A 16336-nucleotide genomic window follows, 5' to 3' on the forward strand; every position below is an offset into this window, starting at 1 on the left:
TCATGTCGGGGTCAGCGGTTGAGGTTCACGGTCACGACGAACGAGCGCGTGAGCGGGAGATTGAAGTAGTCCGTGCCACCGACGCGCGAGGTCGCACCACCGACGGTGGTTTCCGGATCGAGGCCGGTGTACTTGGTCCAGGTCTTGAGGTTACGTCCGGCCACGCGCAGTTCGACGCTGTTCATGCCAAGCGACCGCGCCACCCACGGCTGATCGAACGTGTAGCCCACCGACAGCTCGCGCAGCTTCACGTAGCCGCCGTCCTCGATGCACGGATCGTCGATCCCGGTGAACGGGCACGCCGCGAGATTGTTCGTGCGATACCAGTTCTCACCGACCGGGAACGCCTGGCCGGCGCCCGGACCGGTCACTGGCCCCGGATAGAAATCCGACTCGCCGAACGCCTTGAGATTGCCCGTGCACGTCGCCGTTGCAGCGCCGGTGCACGTCGCGCGAACGCGCGTATCGCCCGCCGTGCCGTAGCTGTACAGCGCGCCCTTGGTGCCGTTCCAGACGTCGCCGCCCTTCTTGATATCCACGAGACCCGAGAACTCCCACTTGCGATACCGGAAGCTCGAGTGCGCGTTGCCTGTCCACTTGGGATTCGGGTTGCCGATGATGCGCTCGGTGTTGTCGACGCACGGCATGAACGAATCGCCGCAGCCATCGTGCGTGCCGTCGTCGATGTACAGCGTGCCCTTCGGCTTGCCCGCGCAGAACTGCGACAGATCCACGCCCGGGATCGCGTCGTTCGCGCTCAGTCCGCAGCGCACCCAGCCCAGGCTCCGAATGACGCCCAACGGCTGGCCGACCTGCGCCACCGTCTGGATCAGCACGTTGTCGGTGAGCAGGAACTGCGCGCCCGACAGCGCGTCGACGTTCGACTTGTTGTTGCCCCACCCAAGACCGACGTCCCACGAATAGTTCGGGCGCGTGAGCGGACGCAGGTTGAGCGACAGCTCCGTGCCGCTGTTCGAGAACACGCCGCCGTTCTTCGCTTCACTGGAGAATCCCGTCGACGGCGCGATCGGCAGCACGAGAATCACGTCGGACGTCTTCGATTTGTACCACGTCGCGCTCAGATCGGCCTTCTCACCCCAGAAGCCGACGTCGAAGCCCGCTTCCGTCTCCTTCGTGCGCTCGGGTTTGAGCGTCGTTGCCGGCTTCGTGAAGCTGGTGAACAGTCCGCCGAATCCGCTCTGGGTCGGCGTAAACCCGGTGCCCTGCGCGATCGAGCCAACGAGGTTCGTTCCGCTGAACGTCGCCGAGGTCAAATACGGCTGTGGTTCCTGGCCCGCTTCACCATACGACAGACGCAGCTTGCCAAACGTCAGGAAGCTCGGCTTGTACGCATTCGTGAACGTCCACGCCGCACTCGCCTTCGGGAACAGGCTGCGCGTGTTGTCGCGGCCGAACGTCGTCGAGCCGTCGTCGCGCAGTGCTCCGGTCAGGAACAGTTGATTGTAGACGTCGAACGTCGCCTGCCCGAAGTACGACTCGTTGTGAATCTGCGTCTGGAAATCACTCGGCGGATCGCGCGTCAGCGTGTTGAGAATGCTGAAGGGCTGCGGCGCGATCAACGTGCGGCCCACGACCGAGAACGTGCGGTAGTTGCGCGAGTTCAAATTCTGGCCGAGCGTCACCGTGCCGGCGAAATCGTTCGACAGGTGCCAGTTCGCCGTACTGGTGAGGTTGTGATCGAGCTGGTAATCGGTGATGCGGCCTTCCGTCACGCGCCCACCCGCGGCGACGTCCGAGCACTCCGCCGGACATCCCTCGAGGCGCTCGTCCTGCGAGTAGTCGGCGCCCAGCGTGTAGTTGAACTTCAGCCAGCCGGTCGCGATGTACTCCGCATTGATGTTGCCGTACGAGCGGTTCGACTTTTGATCGTTCAACTCTTCATACAACGTATAGAACGGGTTGTTGAAGATGCGCGTCTGACCCGCGCTTGCCGGATCGCTGCCGTCGACGTTGTACGAACGATGCAGGCCGGTGATCGGGTTGAGGAACGGCAGGTTGTTGAAGTCGGGCGGCGTGCGGAACAGGCCCAGCAGCAGACCGTTCACGTTGTTGCCGCGCTGCGTCATGTGCCCGCGCGTGTCCGCGAACGAAAAGTTGCCGCCGACCGTGAAGCCGTCCGTCAGATGATGGCTGGCGTTCAACCGCGCGGTGGACCGATTGAAGAAGTTGTTCGGGCCAACGAACACGCCTTCGTTGTGATTGTAGTTCCCCGACAGATAGAACGTCGTGCGATCGTTGCCGCCCGAGACGCTCAGCGTGTTGTCGAGAATGTGGCCGGTGTCGAACGCTTCGCTCGCATGGTCGAAGGTCTGGCCGCTGACCGGCGCGCCCCAGCTGCGAAGGCTCGCGTTGTTGAACTTGCCGAACGCGCCCTTGCCGAAGCCCGTCTGCAGCGGCTCCTTGCGCGTCACTTCGTCGTTCGAGCCCGAGCTGCGGAGCGAGTACCGCGTCGCACCCGAGCGCCCCTTCTTCGTCGTGATCAGAATGACGCCGTTGGCCGCGCGCGCGCCGTAGATGGCCGCCGCCGCCGCACCTTTCAGGATCTCGACGTTCTCGATGTCCGCCGGGTTGATGTCGATCATGCTGTTCGGCGCGGACGTGCCTTCGAGCTCGCCGCCGACGTCCTGACCGCCGACGCCCGTCGTGGAACCAGCGTCGATCGGGTTGAAGTTCGTCGTCGAAAACGTGGTGTTGTTCACCGGCACGCCGTCGATGATGAACAGGGGCTGCACGTCACCGTTCAACGTGCGCAAGCCGCGGATCGTGATCTTCGACCCGGCGCCCGGATCACCGGACGACTGCGAGACGACGACGTTCGGCGCCTTCCCCGCCAGCGCTTCGACGATGTTCGGCTCGTTCGACTTGACGATGAGGTCCGGCGACACGGCGTTGCGCACGTTGCCGAGTTTCTCGACTTCCGTCGCCGTGCCGGCCCCCGTGATGACCACTTCACCCAGTTGGAGCGGATTCGCTTCGAGGAGGAAGTCCTGCGTCGTCGAGCCCGGATTGACCGTGATCCGCACGCTCTTCGGCTTGTAGCCGACTCGGCGCGCGGTCAATGTCACGGTCTGCCGGTTGACGCGAATGCCCGGTACCGTCAGCGAGTAGGAGCCGTCGTCGCGCGACAACGCGCCGAGGCCCAACTCCGTGAGCGAGATCGTAACGCCAGCCAGGCCGGTATTGCCTTCACCCGTGACGCGTCCCGAGATGACCGCGGCGTCTTGCGCGGCGGCGAGCCCGGGAACCAGCGCCAGCATGCCTAGACAGACGAGGATACGGCGGAACGAGAGTGCCATGCCTCCTCCAGCGAGCCAATTGGCTTGTGAAACAATGGGCCGACGGGACGCGTGGGACGAGCCGATGCGCCACCGCGGCGAGGACACCACGTATTGCTGCGTGATTCTGCGCGTTACTGCCCGTTACCTCCGCTCGTGCGGATTGCAACGATTTGCTGCGACCAGAACTGCGACAGAACTGCGACCGAGACTGCGGCTACGCCTGCAGGCCCGGCTTACGGCCGGGCACGACACGGCCTCAGTTGTCGGTCTTTCGCTGCCGTTCGATGGCGATCCTCAGAACGCTCGAACGCGCGTCACACGGCTGGAGTGTGGTCCATCGATTGGGTCCGGCTTCGGACGGACTTCGAACGGAGAGCAATCGCGAACGCGCGGGCCCAGTGAGCCGCGTCACCGAATAAACCCGATGTGCTCCCAATTCGTCACCAGAAAGTTCACAATTTCCTGGCGCATAATGTATCCAATCTTCACACGACGCTGATATCTACTGACGAATCGCTGATGTCGATTCCTTAATCCTGATATGACACGCGCGCCACGAATCTGGTTCACCGCACAGTCGCGCGATGCCGCCAGCACTCGATTCGTCCCACGAACGTCTATTGAGGGTGTCGCCTTGGCGCGTCGCGTTAGCGCGCCGCTATGGCGCGTCGCCTTTGCGTGCCGCTTTAGCGCGCAGCTTTAGCGCGCCGCTTTCGCGTATTGCCTTAGCGCGTCGCTTCGAGGCGCTGCTTCGCCGACCGCGCCGTCGCCGTGTCCCCGGCCGCCAAGGCCAGGTCGATCTGCAGCTGCAATCCCGTCGCCCGATAGCGAGGCCACCCCCGCATGAACGACCGCCGCTGCAACGCCGCCAGCCCGCGGCGCGGGTCGCCGAGCCGCTGATACTCGCGCGCTACGACGAGATTCGCATACCGCATCGCGTCCCCGACCGCCGGCCCGCTGAGCATGAGAGAATCCATATGGGCCAGCCGCTCGGCCGCGCCCTTCCCGCGGGCTTCGACCGCGAGCGACGTCTCCAGGAGCTCCGCGCACGTCAGCGGATTCGCGCCGACCGGCACCGGATACCGCGAGACCGCCGCCGCGCGCAACGGCGCGACGACCCGCCTCGCCGCCGCGGTATCGTGCTGCGCGATCGCCCACTGCCCGAGCACGCACTCATCGGCCATCCGCACCGCGCTGTCCGCGCCCGTCGCGGGCCGCGCGCCGGCGGTGAGCCGTTGCAACGCATTCGCCGCCTCGCGCGCCGCGACACGATTGCCCTTCGAATAGAGCGCATCGAGGACACGCAGCCGCAGATGCGGATGCAACGACGGTTGATACGATCCCAGCTCGCCGGTGATCGTCAGCGCCGCATCGAAGTCGCCGGCATTCAACGCGCGGCTGTGGCGCGCGAGCGTGAGATCCACGAGCTCCGCGTCGCTCAACGGCCGACGGCGGAGAATCTCGATCGCCCGATCGCCGTCCCGCGTCGACACGCCGTCGAACTGACTCGTCATCGCGATCGCGCGCAAGGCGCCGTTCGGTGCGTCGTCCAGCGCGCTCCGCACGCGCGACAACGCGCGCGAGTCATCGAGCGCCTTCGCGACGCGCCAGCGCACGAACACCGCGAGCGCGTCCGCCGTGTCGGCCGGCGGCTGCGTCGCGAGCAGCGTACGCAACGCCGCGACATCGCCTCGACGCGCCAGCAGCAAGGTCAACATGCGGCGCGCCGGCGAGAACGACGCATCGAGCGCGAGCGCGCGGCGAAACGCCTGCTCCGACCGATCGAGCGCGTCGTGCATGCCGAGGAGGTCCCCGTCGTAGTAGAAGCTTTCACCGAGCTGAAACCAGCTCTCCGCGCGATCCGGCGCGACGCGCACCGCATCGCCCCAGGCATCGAGCACTTCAGCGGCGGACGAAGGCTGCGGATATCGCGGACCGGCGAACGCGCGCAGAAACGCGCGATCGCTCACCGACAGATCGTCCTGCTTCGCCCACGCGATCGCCACGCCCCGATCGTGCTGTTCCGCGGCGTTCACGCGATCGGCCGCGATCGCGAGACCGAGCGCCGCGATGGCGAAGCCCTGATCCTCGGAGAGGGCCTGCGCGTACGCGCTCATCGCCGCGTCGTAGTCGGCGCGGCGATATGCGGCGCGCGCGCTGAGATACGCGCGGACCGCGCGCGGCGACGTCGTGCGCGCACCGGCGAGCGCGAGCGTTCGGTCGCCGGATTCCGGAACGATCAAACCCGTGATCAATCGGTCGGTGATCGCGATCAGGCTGTCGGTGTTCGCGGCGACGCTGGCCGTGACTTTCACGCGCCGCGTGTCGGCGTCGATCACGGACGCATGGACGACGAGGCCAGTCGGTGCATCGTCGATCGAACCGATCACGATCTCGCCGGCGCCAAGCCGTCCGGCGACGCGCGCCGCCGCACTCGGCGACACCAGGCTGTCGGCCGATGCGGCGGCGCGCCACACCTGGAGCACGTGCGCCGGATCGGCGGTGCGCTTGCGATCGGCCTCGCCGATTCGCGTCGGCAACAGATCGAGCAGCGCTTCGCGCAAATAGGCAGCCGACGCGCTCGACGATCGCACGCGGAACGGGCTCACGGCAATCGTCGCGCGTCGCAGCGCTTCGCGATCGTTCGCGATACGCGATGCGGCGGCCCGCGCCGCGGCCACGACGGCGATCAACGCCGCGGCAAACCCGATCTGCCAGCGCCGGCGGCGATGTCGCGCGGAGCGCACGATGCGCGCGGTATCGCGCAGATCAACGCCGACAGGCGAAGCACTGTTTTGATCGCCCACATCCACATCGAGCTGGACGTCGACATTCTCACCGGTGCCCGTGCGCACGCTCGCTTCCGCGCTGATCCGTTCGACCTCGTGCCGCAGCGCGGCGCGTCGGATGGTCTCGACGAGCTCCGCGACGGCACGGTCCGGTGCAAGCTCGAGCTCGGACCGTAGTCGCTGCTCGTACGAGCGCGCGCGCAACATCGCCGCCCCTGCGTCTCCCGACGCCATGAGACAGCGCATGAGCGCCGCGCACGCGGGTGCGCTCAATGGATCGTGATCGGCGAGGCGGGTGCGCCACCGGAGCTCGTTCGCGACATCACCGCGCTCCATAGCCTCCTTCGCCAACACCTCCAGCGCCTCGGAAAATTGGCGCGAGAGCCGATCGCGTTCCGCCGTCAGCCAGAACTCGAACTCTGACTCGCCGGTGAGGTAGAAGCCGTCGAGGAATGGACCCGCGTACAGCTCCACGGCGTCGGCCAATCGGCCGTCATCGATCGCTGTGCGGAATTCCCCGACGTCCGACGAGAGGATGTCGGGGTTTACCCGGAGGTCGCTCCCATTAAGAAAGATTCGCTCCGAGCCGAGCGCTTTTCGTATATGGTACAGCGATTGAGTAAGTGCGTGGCGTGTTCGGTCGGGATCCCCGTCGCTCCACAACACCGCAAGCAGCTTGTCGCGTGAAATGCCGCGTTCGCCAACGCAAGCGAGCACCGCGAGAACGGCGAGCAACCGCCGCTGCCCGGCCGCCCCCGACAGCAACTCGCCGTCACGGGTCAGGTACACACTTCCGAGTGTATGGAGGCGGAGAATCATGCGGCGAAGTCGACTTCTGATCCTGATCTGAGACCGGCTGGCTATAAATGGTCGTACAAACGGGCGGAACGCAACCTCGCTTCAATCGTCCAGGCGTACTACCCACAGCCCCGAAACGCCACAGCGCACCAACGCGCGGGACTCGTCGCACACACTCACTCTCGGATGTCCGCCGCCGTACCGCTCAGCTTCCCCCCCGCGGATTCGTCCGCCTCGCCGGCACCGTCCGCTCGGCTCCCGATCAGCGTGGTGATTCCGACGCTGAACGAAGGGATCCAAATCGGCGCGGCCATCGCCGATCTCGCGTGGGCCGACGAAGTGATCGTCGTCGACGGAGGCTCGACGGACGAGACGGTATCGATCGCCGAGCGCGCGGGCGCGAAAGTCTTGTCCGTGTGCGGTGAAACGATCGCGAGCCAGCGGAACGCGGGGATCGATGTCGCTCGTAATCGGTGGATTCTCGCGCTCGACGCCGACGAGCGTGTGACGTCCCAGCTCCGGGCGGAGCTCGGGCAGGTGGTGGCCGGCCGCAATCCCACCCACGCGGCATACCGGATGAAATTCCGGAACCACTACCTGGGCCGGGAGCTTCGCCATGGACCCTGGGGACGCGATTGGCACATTCGGTTGTTCACGCGCGAGCGGCGGTACGTGACGCACCGCGTGCACGAACATCTCGAGCCAATCGACGATGTCGGCGCGCTCACCGGGCCAATTCTCCACTATCCCTATCGCGATCTGGCGCACCACATTGCCAAAATCGTGAAGTACGCGCGCTGGGGCGCTGAAGACCTCGCCGCACGCGGTCGCACCGCGGGGCTCTGGGAGCTGGCCATGCGCCCAACGTGGCGCTTCCTGCGTGATTACGTTGTCTTCGGCGGTTGGCGCGACGGTGTCGTCGGCTTCGTGGCGGCCGCGGTCAGCGCATTCGCCGCATTCCTCAAGTACGCGTTTCTCTTTGCCCGGAGCCAATCGACCGAGACATGAAGCTCACGATCCTCATGTATCACAAGATCGATGAGCTCCGTCCCGACGTTCGATTTCCCGGCAACTACGTCACCCCGAGACAATTCGAGCAGCAGCTCGATGCCCTGCTCCTGTGGGGCTACCGCACGATCTCGCTCGAGCAATGGCTCGACTATCGCGCGGGCCGTCTGCGCACGCTGCCGAACAAGCCGCTCGTCCTGACGTTCGACGACGGATACACGTGCTTCGACCGCAACGCGTGGCCCACCATGCGTGCGCGCGGCATGTCGGGGGTCGTCTTCCTCGTTGCGGGCGAGATCGGCGGATGGAATTCGTGGGACAAAGAGGAGCGGCGCGAACCGCTGCTGGGCCTCGAGCGCATCCATGCGCTGCGGCGCGAAGGAGTGTACTTCGGGTCGCACAGCGTCACGCATCCGCCGCTCGCGAAGATCGACGAGCGCCGCACGCTCGACGAGCTCACGCGCTCGCGCGCGATCCTCACCGACGTCCTCGGCCACGAGGTCACGGCGTTCGCGTACCCGTTCTCCAATCAAAGCGCCGCCGTGCGGGCGCTCGCACGGCAGGCGGGCTATCGCTGCGCCGTGCGAGGCAAGGGACGCATGAACTGGCGCTGGACGGATCCCTACGGCCTGCGGCGGATCAAAGTCGATCATCGGACGACCTTGCCGCAGCTTAAGAGAATGCTCTTTATAGAACGCTATTTGCGCGTGTGAGATGTCGGGGCGCCGGGGCACGGCAGTGTGTCATTCCGAGCGGCAGCGAGGAATCCGCCGTCCGGGTCAGAGGGACGTCTCTCTCCCGGGATGCCAGATTCCTCGCTGCCGCTCGGAATGACTACTTCTCCGCCCCGAGCAGCGTCTTCGCCTGCGCCTCCACGGCGTCGAGCTCCTTCCGCAGCTCCTTGTACCGATCGATCGCGTCCTGACCCACTTTCTGGTCGGAGCGCGTCGTCATCCCAGCCAGATACGTGATGTTCGTCTGCAAGCCAGGCTGGCCATAGCGAATGCCCTCGCCGGCGCCGAACAACGTCGTCGCCAGCGCACGAATCGCCGCGGCCTTGGCGTCCGTCGCATTCTGCGCCGCGGTGCGCGCCGAACGAACGCGCGCCGCCAAGCGGTTCACCTCGTTCACCATGTCGCGCATGCGCACGTTGTGATCGTATTGCTCGCGCAGGTCCGCGGCGGTGATGTGATCCGCGGCGAGACGCGGATCGATCGTGAGCGTGAGCGGCTCGGTATCGCTCCAGCTTCCCGACGTCATCTTCACCTTGTACGCGCCGGGCGGGACCATCAAGCCGGCATCGTTATTGAAGTCCCACGTCAACCGGTTCATGCCGGCGTTCGCGGTCAACCGGACGCGCGGCGCCGCACGCCGCGGCCCCGGATTCTCTTCGTCCGCGTTTTCGGCGGGCGCCGCATCGGCCGCGGCCGCGGTCGCCGCTTCGCTCGAGTAGCTGCGCACGACCTTGTTGTTCGCGTCGAGCACGTCGATCGTCACTGGGCCGCCCGCGTGCGCGAGATAGTAGTCGACCATCGCGCCGTATGGCGGAAACTGCGCCTGGCCCGTCTCCACCGCGCCGCCACGGCCGCCGCCGCCGAATCCGCCGCGGCCGCCCCCCAACCGCGCGCGCACGGCATCGCGCGGCTTGAACAACACGGCGGTCGCTGACGCGGTCTGGGCGCCGATCTGCGCGAGCGGCGTCACGTCGTCCATGATCCACATCGACCGGCCCTGCGTCGACACGATCAGATCGTTCTTGTAGCGCTTGATGTCCGTGATCGGCACCTGCGGCATGTTGCGATCGAACGGCTGCCAGTGCCCGCCGTTGTCGAACGAGATGAACATCCCGAATTCCGTACCCGCGTAGAGCAGCCCTTCGCGGTTCGGATCCTCGCGCACGACGCGCGTCGGCCAGTCGGCCGGAATGCCGTTCTTGCCATCGGTCAGCCGCGTCCACGTCTGGCCGTAGTTATCAGTTTTATAAATATACGGTTGGAAATCGCCCAGCAGATAGCGATAGACCGCGTAGTAGGCCGAGCCCTTCCGGTGTGGCGAGGTCTCGATGTACTGCACGCGGCCGCCCGGCGGCAGATCCTTCGGCGTCACGTTCTTCCACGTCTTGCCATTGTCGCGCGTGACGTAGAACGGCCCGTCGTTCGAGCCCGTCCAGATCACACCCGGCTCGAGCTTCGATTCGCTGATCGCATACAGTGTGCTGTAGAATTCTTCGCCCGTCACGTCGCGCGTGATCGGCTCGCCGGAGCCGAGCTGCGACGGCCCGGGCGGATTCGCCGTGAGATCGGGCGAAATCTTCTCCCAGTGCACGCCGCCGTCGTGCGAGCGATGCAGATACTGCGAGCCGTAGTACACGACGCTCGTATCGTGAAACGAAACCTCCATCGGTGACACGCGCTGGAAGCGATACATCAGATCCTTCGCGTCGTTGCCGTAGAGCGACTGGCCGCCGACCCAGTAGTTCCGCTCCTGGCGCGTGTTCATGTCCATGATCGAGAACTGGCCCTTGCAGGCGCCGTAGACGATCTCCGGATTCTTCGGGTGGGGCATGATCGGCCCCGTTTCGCAGCCCGGACCCGTGATGAACGGCTCCGTCTCGCCCGGCACCGGGAAACTCGGCTCGATGAGCGTATTGTCATCCTGCTGCGCGCCGTACAGGCGGTACGGGAACTGATCGTCCATCCACACGCCGTAGATCTCGGCCGTGGGCTGATTGAGCTGCGTCGACCACGTGCGGCCGCCGTCCTGCGAGATGTTGGCGCCGCCGTCGTTCGACTGGATCAGGATCTGGCCGTTCTTGCCGTTGATCCAGATGTCATGGTTGTCGCCGTGCGGCGGGCGCACCGTCGTCCAGTTCGCGCCGCCGTCGGTGGACTTGTAGAAGTTCTCGGCGCCCGCGTAGACGATGTCCGAATTCGTCGGATCGACCCCCAAGGCGACGTAATAGAACGGGCGCGTAATTAGTTGCGCATAGTTACTAATGAGCTTCCAACTCTGGCCCTGGTCTTCCGAGCGGTACAACCCGCCGCCCGGCTTCGCCTCGACCAGCGCATACACGCGGTTGGGGTTTTGCGCGCTCACCGCGAGGTTCGCCTTGCCCACGAGCTCCGTCGGCAGGCCGTTCGTGATCTTCGCCCAGTGCTCGCCGCCGTCGGTCGACTTGTAGAAGCCGACGCCGCTCGAGTTGTGCGCGCCCGAGATGATCGTCCACGGCTTGCGCTGGCCGCGCCACATCCACGCATACAGCACGTCGGGATTCGACGGATTCACCTCGAGATCGGCCGCACCGATCGAATCCGACACGTACAGCACCTTGCGCCAGTTCTTGCCGCCGTCGGTGCTCTTGAACACGCCCCGCTCGTCGTTGTTCTTGAACGCGTTGCCGATCGCCGCAACCCACACCGTGTTCGGGCTCGTGGGATGCACGCGCACCGCGCCGATCTGCCCCGATTCGTACAGGCCGGCGAACGACCAGTTGTTGCCGCCGTCCGTCGACTTGTAGATGCCGCGGCCCGTCGAAACATTGCTGCGAATGTCATCGGAGCCCGTGCCCAGGTAGATGACATTCGGATCCGACTCGGCGACCACGATCGATCCAGTGGATGCAACGGGAACCTTCCCGTCCGTGATCGGCGTCCACGACGCGCCGGCGTCCGTCGTCTTGAACACACCGCCGCTCGCGACGCCCATGTAGAACGTGCGCGGCTGCGACGTTACGCCCCAGACTGTGGTGACACGCCCGCCGCGCGGCGGACCGACCATGCGGTATCGCAGACCGTGAAAGAGGGTTGTGTCGACGGACGACATCATCGGGCGTGACGCCGCGTGGGGCTGTGGGGCCTGCGGTGCCTGCGCGCCCATGGGCGCGCTCAATACATAGACGAGAGCGGCGATCGAACGAACGCGCATGAATGCTCCTGTATGCTTCTTGAACGTTTGGCTGGTCAGTCGTTTCGATAGCTGACGACAACGATCCTCGCGAACGCTGAGGCCGCCCGGCACGCGCCGTGCGAACTTGTCGCCGCGACTGCTTGCGGAGAGACGATAGTGAAGACTACCCAAATCTGGATCAGATCGCTTGTGGCCGCGACTTCGGCGGCGGCGCTGGCGACGGTGACGGCGTGCAAGAACAGCGGCGAGGCACGTCAGGCGGCCGGCGCCATGGATACATCAATCGCGCGAACGACCACCGATGTGCCGGCCGAAGGTCCGGCGGTGCACGTCACTCGCACTGACACAAAGAGCGTCGAAAAAGCGACGGAATACAAGCTCACGGCGGACAATTTCGGCAAGTTCGTCGCGGCCGCGGACAGCATCGCCGCGCTTCGCGGACGCGATTCGACGATCAATCAGTTCCTGTCGCAGAACATCGACGATGCCGGCGCCGGCACCACGGACGCCGGGCTCAAGTGGCTCGAGTCCAATGCGGCGCTCAGCAACGCCATCAACAGCGCGGGCATCTCGACGCGCGACTACTACGTCGCGTCAATCGCCATCGCGTCCGGCGAGCGATTCATGAACGACCCCAACGCGGCGCCGCCGACTCCGAGCGCGCGGCCGAACGCGGAATTTCTGCGCGGGCAGCAGGCGGCGCTCGATCACCTCAAGGCGCTGCGGGAGAACCGGCCGGTCGTGGTGGTGAAGCCGTAGGGTTGCCCGGCCTGCGTGTCATCCCGAGCGGAGGCGCGCAGCGCCGCAGTCGAGGGACCCCGTTCTCAGCGGAGCGCTGCATAGAACTCCTCCGTCGGGAAGGGGGTCCTTCGACTCGCTCCGCTCGCTCAGGATGACACGTCAGCGCCCCGTCACGAAGCGCAGTACGATCGCCGCCGCAAGCAGCATCACGAACACACCCATGATGAGCACCATCCGCCGCCGCGCGGCCGGCTCGATGTACGGTCCGGCATGGTCGTCCAGCGCCAGCACGACTTCACGCGCCCGGTCGTAGTCGGCGTCGTTCATCACGTAAAAATCCATCGGCCGATAGTAGCCCGCCGAGGTGACGGAGCCGGCATTCGTCGTGAACGCGATGTCGTTCGCGTTGAGCGCCAGCTCGACGCTCAGGCGATGCGTTTCGTCGCGAGCTCGGATGAGGCTGCGCATGGATTGAGTATATCGCACTTGCCGCGAGGCTGCACCGGCGCGTAACATCCGCTCGCCTCCCTCCACAGACTCGATGAAAAAGTCGCTTCCTTGCACGCTCGCGCTGCTCGTCGCGGCGCTCCTGCCCCACGCCGCCGCCGCACAACGCGCAATTCCAACACCGGCATCCATCCTTGGTTTCGAGCCCGGTGCCGACCGGCATCTGCCGAGCTGGAAGCAGATCGTCGACTACTTCACGGCACTCGACAAGGCGAGCCCGCGCGTCAGCGTGCGAACGCTCGGCCGGACGACGCTCGGCCGCCCCTTCATCGTCGCGTTCATCTCGGACTCCGCGACGATCGCGAACCTCGATCGCTATCGCGAGATCCAGCGCAAGTTGATGGATCCGCGGCTGCAACGGCCGGGCGAACGACAGCAGCTGATCGATCAGGGCAAGAACATCATTCTCGTCACGTCGGCGATCCACTCGAACGAGTCGGGTGGTTTCACGACTCCGCTGGTGCTCGCCGACCGTCTCGCGCGCGCGGCCGATCCCGAAGCGCGAACGATTCTCGCGAACACGATCATCATGCTCGTGCCGTCGCAAAATCCGGACGGCGTCGACATCGTCGGCGACTACTATCGCTCGACACTCGGCACGCCGAACGAGGGGCGCGATCCGCCGGACCTCTACGCCAAGTACGTCGGCCACGACGACAATCGCGACTGGTACGCGTTCACGCAGCTCGAGACGCGCTACACCGTCGATTCGCTCTACACGCCGTGGGACCCGGAGATCGTCAACGACATCCATCAACAGGGGTCGAATGAGGGCCGCATCTTCATTCCGCCGTACATGGATCCCGTCGAGCCGAACATCGATCCCATTCTCACCGCGGCGACAAACTCGCTCGGCATGTCGATCGTACAGCATCTCGTGAATCACGGGTTCACGGGGATCGGAAGCAATGCGGCGTACGATCAGTGGTCGCCCGCGCGACAATACTCGCTCTACCATCGCGGCGCGCGCCTGCTCACCGAAACCGCGAGCGCGCGCCTCGCGACGCCGATCGACGTGCCGTTCGATCAACTGCGCCCGGCGCGCGGCTACGATCCGCGCACGGCGACGTGGAATTTTCCCGTCCTCTGGCCCGGCGGACATTGGACGTACGGCGACATCGTTCGCTATCAGACCGCCGCAAGCTGGGCACTCTTCCTCGAAGCGGCGAACAATCGCCGTACGTGGCTCGAGGGCTACGCCGCGCTCGGCGATCGCGCGATCGGCAACTTGCCGGCGTGGGGACGCGATGCGTGGCCGTCGGCGATCGTGATTCCGAAAACGCAGCCGGACACGCAAGCGCTCAAGCGTCTCATCTGGACGCTGCAGCACGGACAGGTCGAGGTGCGCGAGTCGACGGCGCCCGCGACGGTCGATGGCAAGACGTATCCGACCGGCAGCTATGTCGTGCTCACGAAGCAGCCCTTCGGCGGCTACGCCAAGACGCTGCTCGAGAATCAGCAATATCCCGATCTATTCGATTATCCCGGTGGTCCGCCGAAGCGTCCGTACGATGTCACGGCGCACACGCTGCCGCTGATTTTCGGGGTCGACGTCGCGCACGTAACGGGAACGGCGCCGAGTACGGGTGGTGTCATCCGGAACATTCCGGAACCGGCGTACACGTCGCCGCTGAGTGGCAGATCGACGAAGCGAATCGCGCTGTATCGTCCGAGCGCATCGCAACCGATCGACGAAGGCTGGACGCAGTTCTTGTTCGACAACTATCATGTCCCGATCACCGTGATCACGGAAAAGGATCTCGCGAACGGCGCGCCGAACGATCGCTTCGATGCGATCGTGTTCCCCGAGGGTGTCGTGGGTGGTGGTGGCCGCGGCGGACGTGGTGGCGGCAACGCGACGGCAGACGTTTTTCCGGCGATCGACGCGTTCGTGCGAAACGGCGGCAACGTCCTCGCGTTCAACGCCACGTCGAACGCGATGATCGACGGCCTCAAGCTGCCGGTGAAGAACGTGCTCGCGGGTGTGCGCAACAACGACTTCTACGCACCCGGATCCATTCTCTCGGTCGAGGTCAAACGCGATTCGCCGGTCGCGCGCGGTTTCACGGCGAGCATCCCGGCGATCTGGTTCGAGAACAGCCCCGCGTTCGAGATCACCGATCCGTCTCAGGCTACCGCGGTGCTGACCTATCCTGCGTCCGGCAATCCGCTGCTCTCGGGATGGCTGCTCGGTGGTACGAAGCTCAACGGAAAAGCGGCGCTGGTCGATGTGAAACATGGGAAGGGGCACGTTGTGCTTTACGGTTTCCGACCCCAATATCGGGGGCAGTTCGTGTCGACGTACCCGTTCATCTGGTCGGCGATTTCCGAGTAGTCGCGCGATAGTTCGCAGATCACAAAAAACCGCGTGGATTGGGGCTTAACGGCGCGGCGGTAGTTTACCGCCGTCGCACCGTTGCCCCCTCCGCTGCCCGCTCGTCTGAACCTTGGAGCGGCGCGAGTGTACGAAGGTCCAGTAGTTCCCTCCCGCCGCACCCGTCCGCATCCCTCCCGCGCACGTCGTCGCAAGCCCCTCCTGCTCCGTTAGTCTCATGCAGTTGCGCAGGCATCTCCCCTCCGCCGGGCGAATCGTCATGGTAGTCGCAGCCGCGATTGCCGCCGCCGGCATCGCTGATTGCGCCACCTTCGGCAAGGTTGGCAACGGCACGTTGGCGGGAAACCTCGAGCCGACCGTCGCGCGAAATCGCGCGTCACTCACCGAGTTGCTCTCTGCCTCGGGCGGGACGTACATCGCCCGCATTCTCGCCGATCGTGACTCCACCTTCGAGCGTTGGCCCGATCACGTATCGAATCCGTTGCGCGTCTGGATCGATTCGAGCAGCGCGTTGAGCGGACCGCAAAGCGGTTTTCCCGCGGCCGTGCGTGAAGCGTTCGGCGAATGGGATACCACGGGCATTCCGCTGCGATTCATGTACGTGGCCCGCCCGGGCGATGCCGATATTCGCGTGCGCTGGACGGATCATTTGGACCGCAAGACGGGTTCAACAACCTGGCGGACCGATCGCTATGGCTGGTTGACGGGCAGTGACATCACGCTCGCCACACACATCAGCGACGGTCACGTGCTCGACAGCCGCGGTATGCGCGCGATCGCGCTTCACGAAGTCGGTCACGCGCTGGGGATGAGTCATAGCATCGACGGACACGACATCATGGCGGCGCTCGTGCGCGTCGATGGATTGAGTCAGACGGACCGCAACACCATCAAGCTGCTCTACTCGTACCAGGCCGGACGCGTCGCCAACTGACCGGCTCGGTCAATCACGG

9 protein-coding genes are annotated in these 16336 nt (G+C 65.3%); 5 read left to right on the forward strand and 4 right to left on the reverse strand.

All coding sequences use genetic code 11. The features are described 5' to 3' along the window. Positions 1-11: 11 nt before the first annotated feature. Positions 12-3317 carry a SusC/RagA family TonB-linked outer membrane protein gene (locus tag VN706_00410; GenBank protein HXT14057.1) on the reverse strand — a complete coding sequence of 1102 codons (3306 nt, stop codon included), beginning with the start codon at positions 3315-3317 and terminating at the stop codon, positions 12-14. Between the two features lie 707 nt (positions 3318-4024). Next, the gene (locus VN706_00415) at positions 4025-6907 is read right to left on the reverse strand and encodes a BTAD domain-containing putative transcriptional regulator (GenBank protein ID HXT14058.1); all 2883 of its coding nucleotides are present in this window, start codon (positions 6905-6907) and stop codon (positions 4025-4027) included. 165 nt (positions 6908-7072) lie between these two features. On the opposite strand from VN706_00415, the gene VN706_00420 reads away from it, so the two are divergent. Continuing rightward, the gene (locus VN706_00420; protein ID HXT14059.1) at positions 7073-7894 is read left to right on the forward strand and encodes a glycosyltransferase family 2 protein; all 822 of its coding nucleotides are present in this window, start codon (positions 7073-7075) and stop codon (positions 7892-7894) included. After that, complete coding sequence (locus VN706_00425; protein ID HXT14060.1) at positions 7891-8607, forward strand: polysaccharide deacetylase family protein; 717 nt, start codon at positions 7891-7893, stop codon at positions 8605-8607. The genes VN706_00420 and VN706_00425 overlap by 4 nt, the downstream gene beginning before the upstream one ends. A gap of 121 nt (positions 8608-8728) precedes the next feature. Here the strand turns inward: VN706_00425 and VN706_00430 are convergent, their stop codons facing one another. Then, positions 8729-11818, reverse strand: a complete 3090-nt coding sequence (locus tag VN706_00430; protein HXT14061.1) for a hypothetical protein — start codon at positions 11816-11818, stop codon at positions 8729-8731. A 171-nt stretch (positions 11819-11989) separates the two neighbouring features. Between VN706_00430 and VN706_00435 the strand changes: the two genes are divergently transcribed. Further along, a complete protein-coding gene (locus tag VN706_00435; GenBank protein HXT14062.1) occupies positions 11990-12559 on the forward strand; it encodes a hypothetical protein in 570 nt (189 codons plus the stop codon). A 141-nt stretch (positions 12560-12700) separates the two neighbouring features. On the opposite strand, the gene VN706_00440 is transcribed toward VN706_00435, so the two are convergent. Beyond that, positions 12701-13009, reverse strand: a complete 309-nt coding sequence (locus VN706_00440; protein HXT14063.1) for a hypothetical protein — start codon at positions 13007-13009, stop codon at positions 12701-12703. A 73-nt stretch (positions 13010-13082) separates the two neighbouring features. On the opposite strand from VN706_00440, the gene VN706_00445 reads away from it, so the two are divergent. Next, positions 13083-15383 (forward strand): M14 family zinc carboxypeptidase, encoded by a 2301-nt coding sequence (locus VN706_00445; GenBank protein ID HXT14064.1) that lies wholly within the window; start codon positions 13083-13085, stop codon positions 15381-15383. A 259-nt stretch (positions 15384-15642) separates the two neighbouring features. Beyond that, positions 15643-16317 (forward strand): matrixin family metalloprotease, encoded by a 675-nt coding sequence (locus VN706_00450; GenBank protein HXT14065.1) that lies wholly within the window; start codon positions 15643-15645, stop codon positions 16315-16317. Positions 16318-16336 lie beyond the last annotated feature (19 nt).

The sequence above is a fragment of the Gemmatimonadaceae bacterium genome (assembly GCA_035606695.1).
Classification (GTDB): domain Bacteria; phylum Gemmatimonadota; class Gemmatimonadetes; order Gemmatimonadales; family Gemmatimonadaceae; genus JAQBQB01.

What these genes read in the sequence shown, in the direction of transcription:
- VN706_00425 (HXT14060.1), top strand. Translation starts at nt 7,891, where the DNA reads ATGAAGCTCACGATCCTCATGTATCACAAGATCGATGAGCTCCGTCCC.
- VN706_00450 (HXT14065.1), top strand. Translation starts at nt 15,643, where the DNA reads ATGGTAGTCGCAGCCGCGATTGCCGCCGCCGGCATCGCTGATTGCGCC.
- VN706_00445 (HXT14064.1), top strand. Translation starts at nt 13,083, where the DNA reads ATGAAAAAGTCGCTTCCTTGCACGCTCGCGCTGCTCGTCGCGGCGCTC.
- VN706_00420 (HXT14059.1), top strand. Translation starts at nt 7,073, where the DNA reads ATGTCCGCCGCCGTACCGCTCAGCTTCCCCCCCGCGGATTCGTCCGCC.
- VN706_00415 (HXT14058.1), bottom strand. Translation starts at nt 6,907, where the DNA reads ATGATTCTCCGCCTCCATACACTCGGAAGTGTGTACCTGACCCGTGAC.
- VN706_00410 (HXT14057.1), bottom strand. Translation starts at nt 3,317, where the DNA reads ATGGCACTCTCGTTCCGCCGTATCCTCGTCTGTCTAGGCATGCTGGCG.
- VN706_00430 (HXT14061.1), bottom strand. Translation starts at nt 11,818, where the DNA reads ATGCGCGTTCGTTCGATCGCCGCTCTCGTCTATGTATTGAGCGCGCCC.
- VN706_00440 (HXT14063.1), bottom strand. Translation starts at nt 13,009, where the DNA reads ATGCGCAGCCTCATCCGAGCTCGCGACGAAACGCATCGCCTGAGCGTC.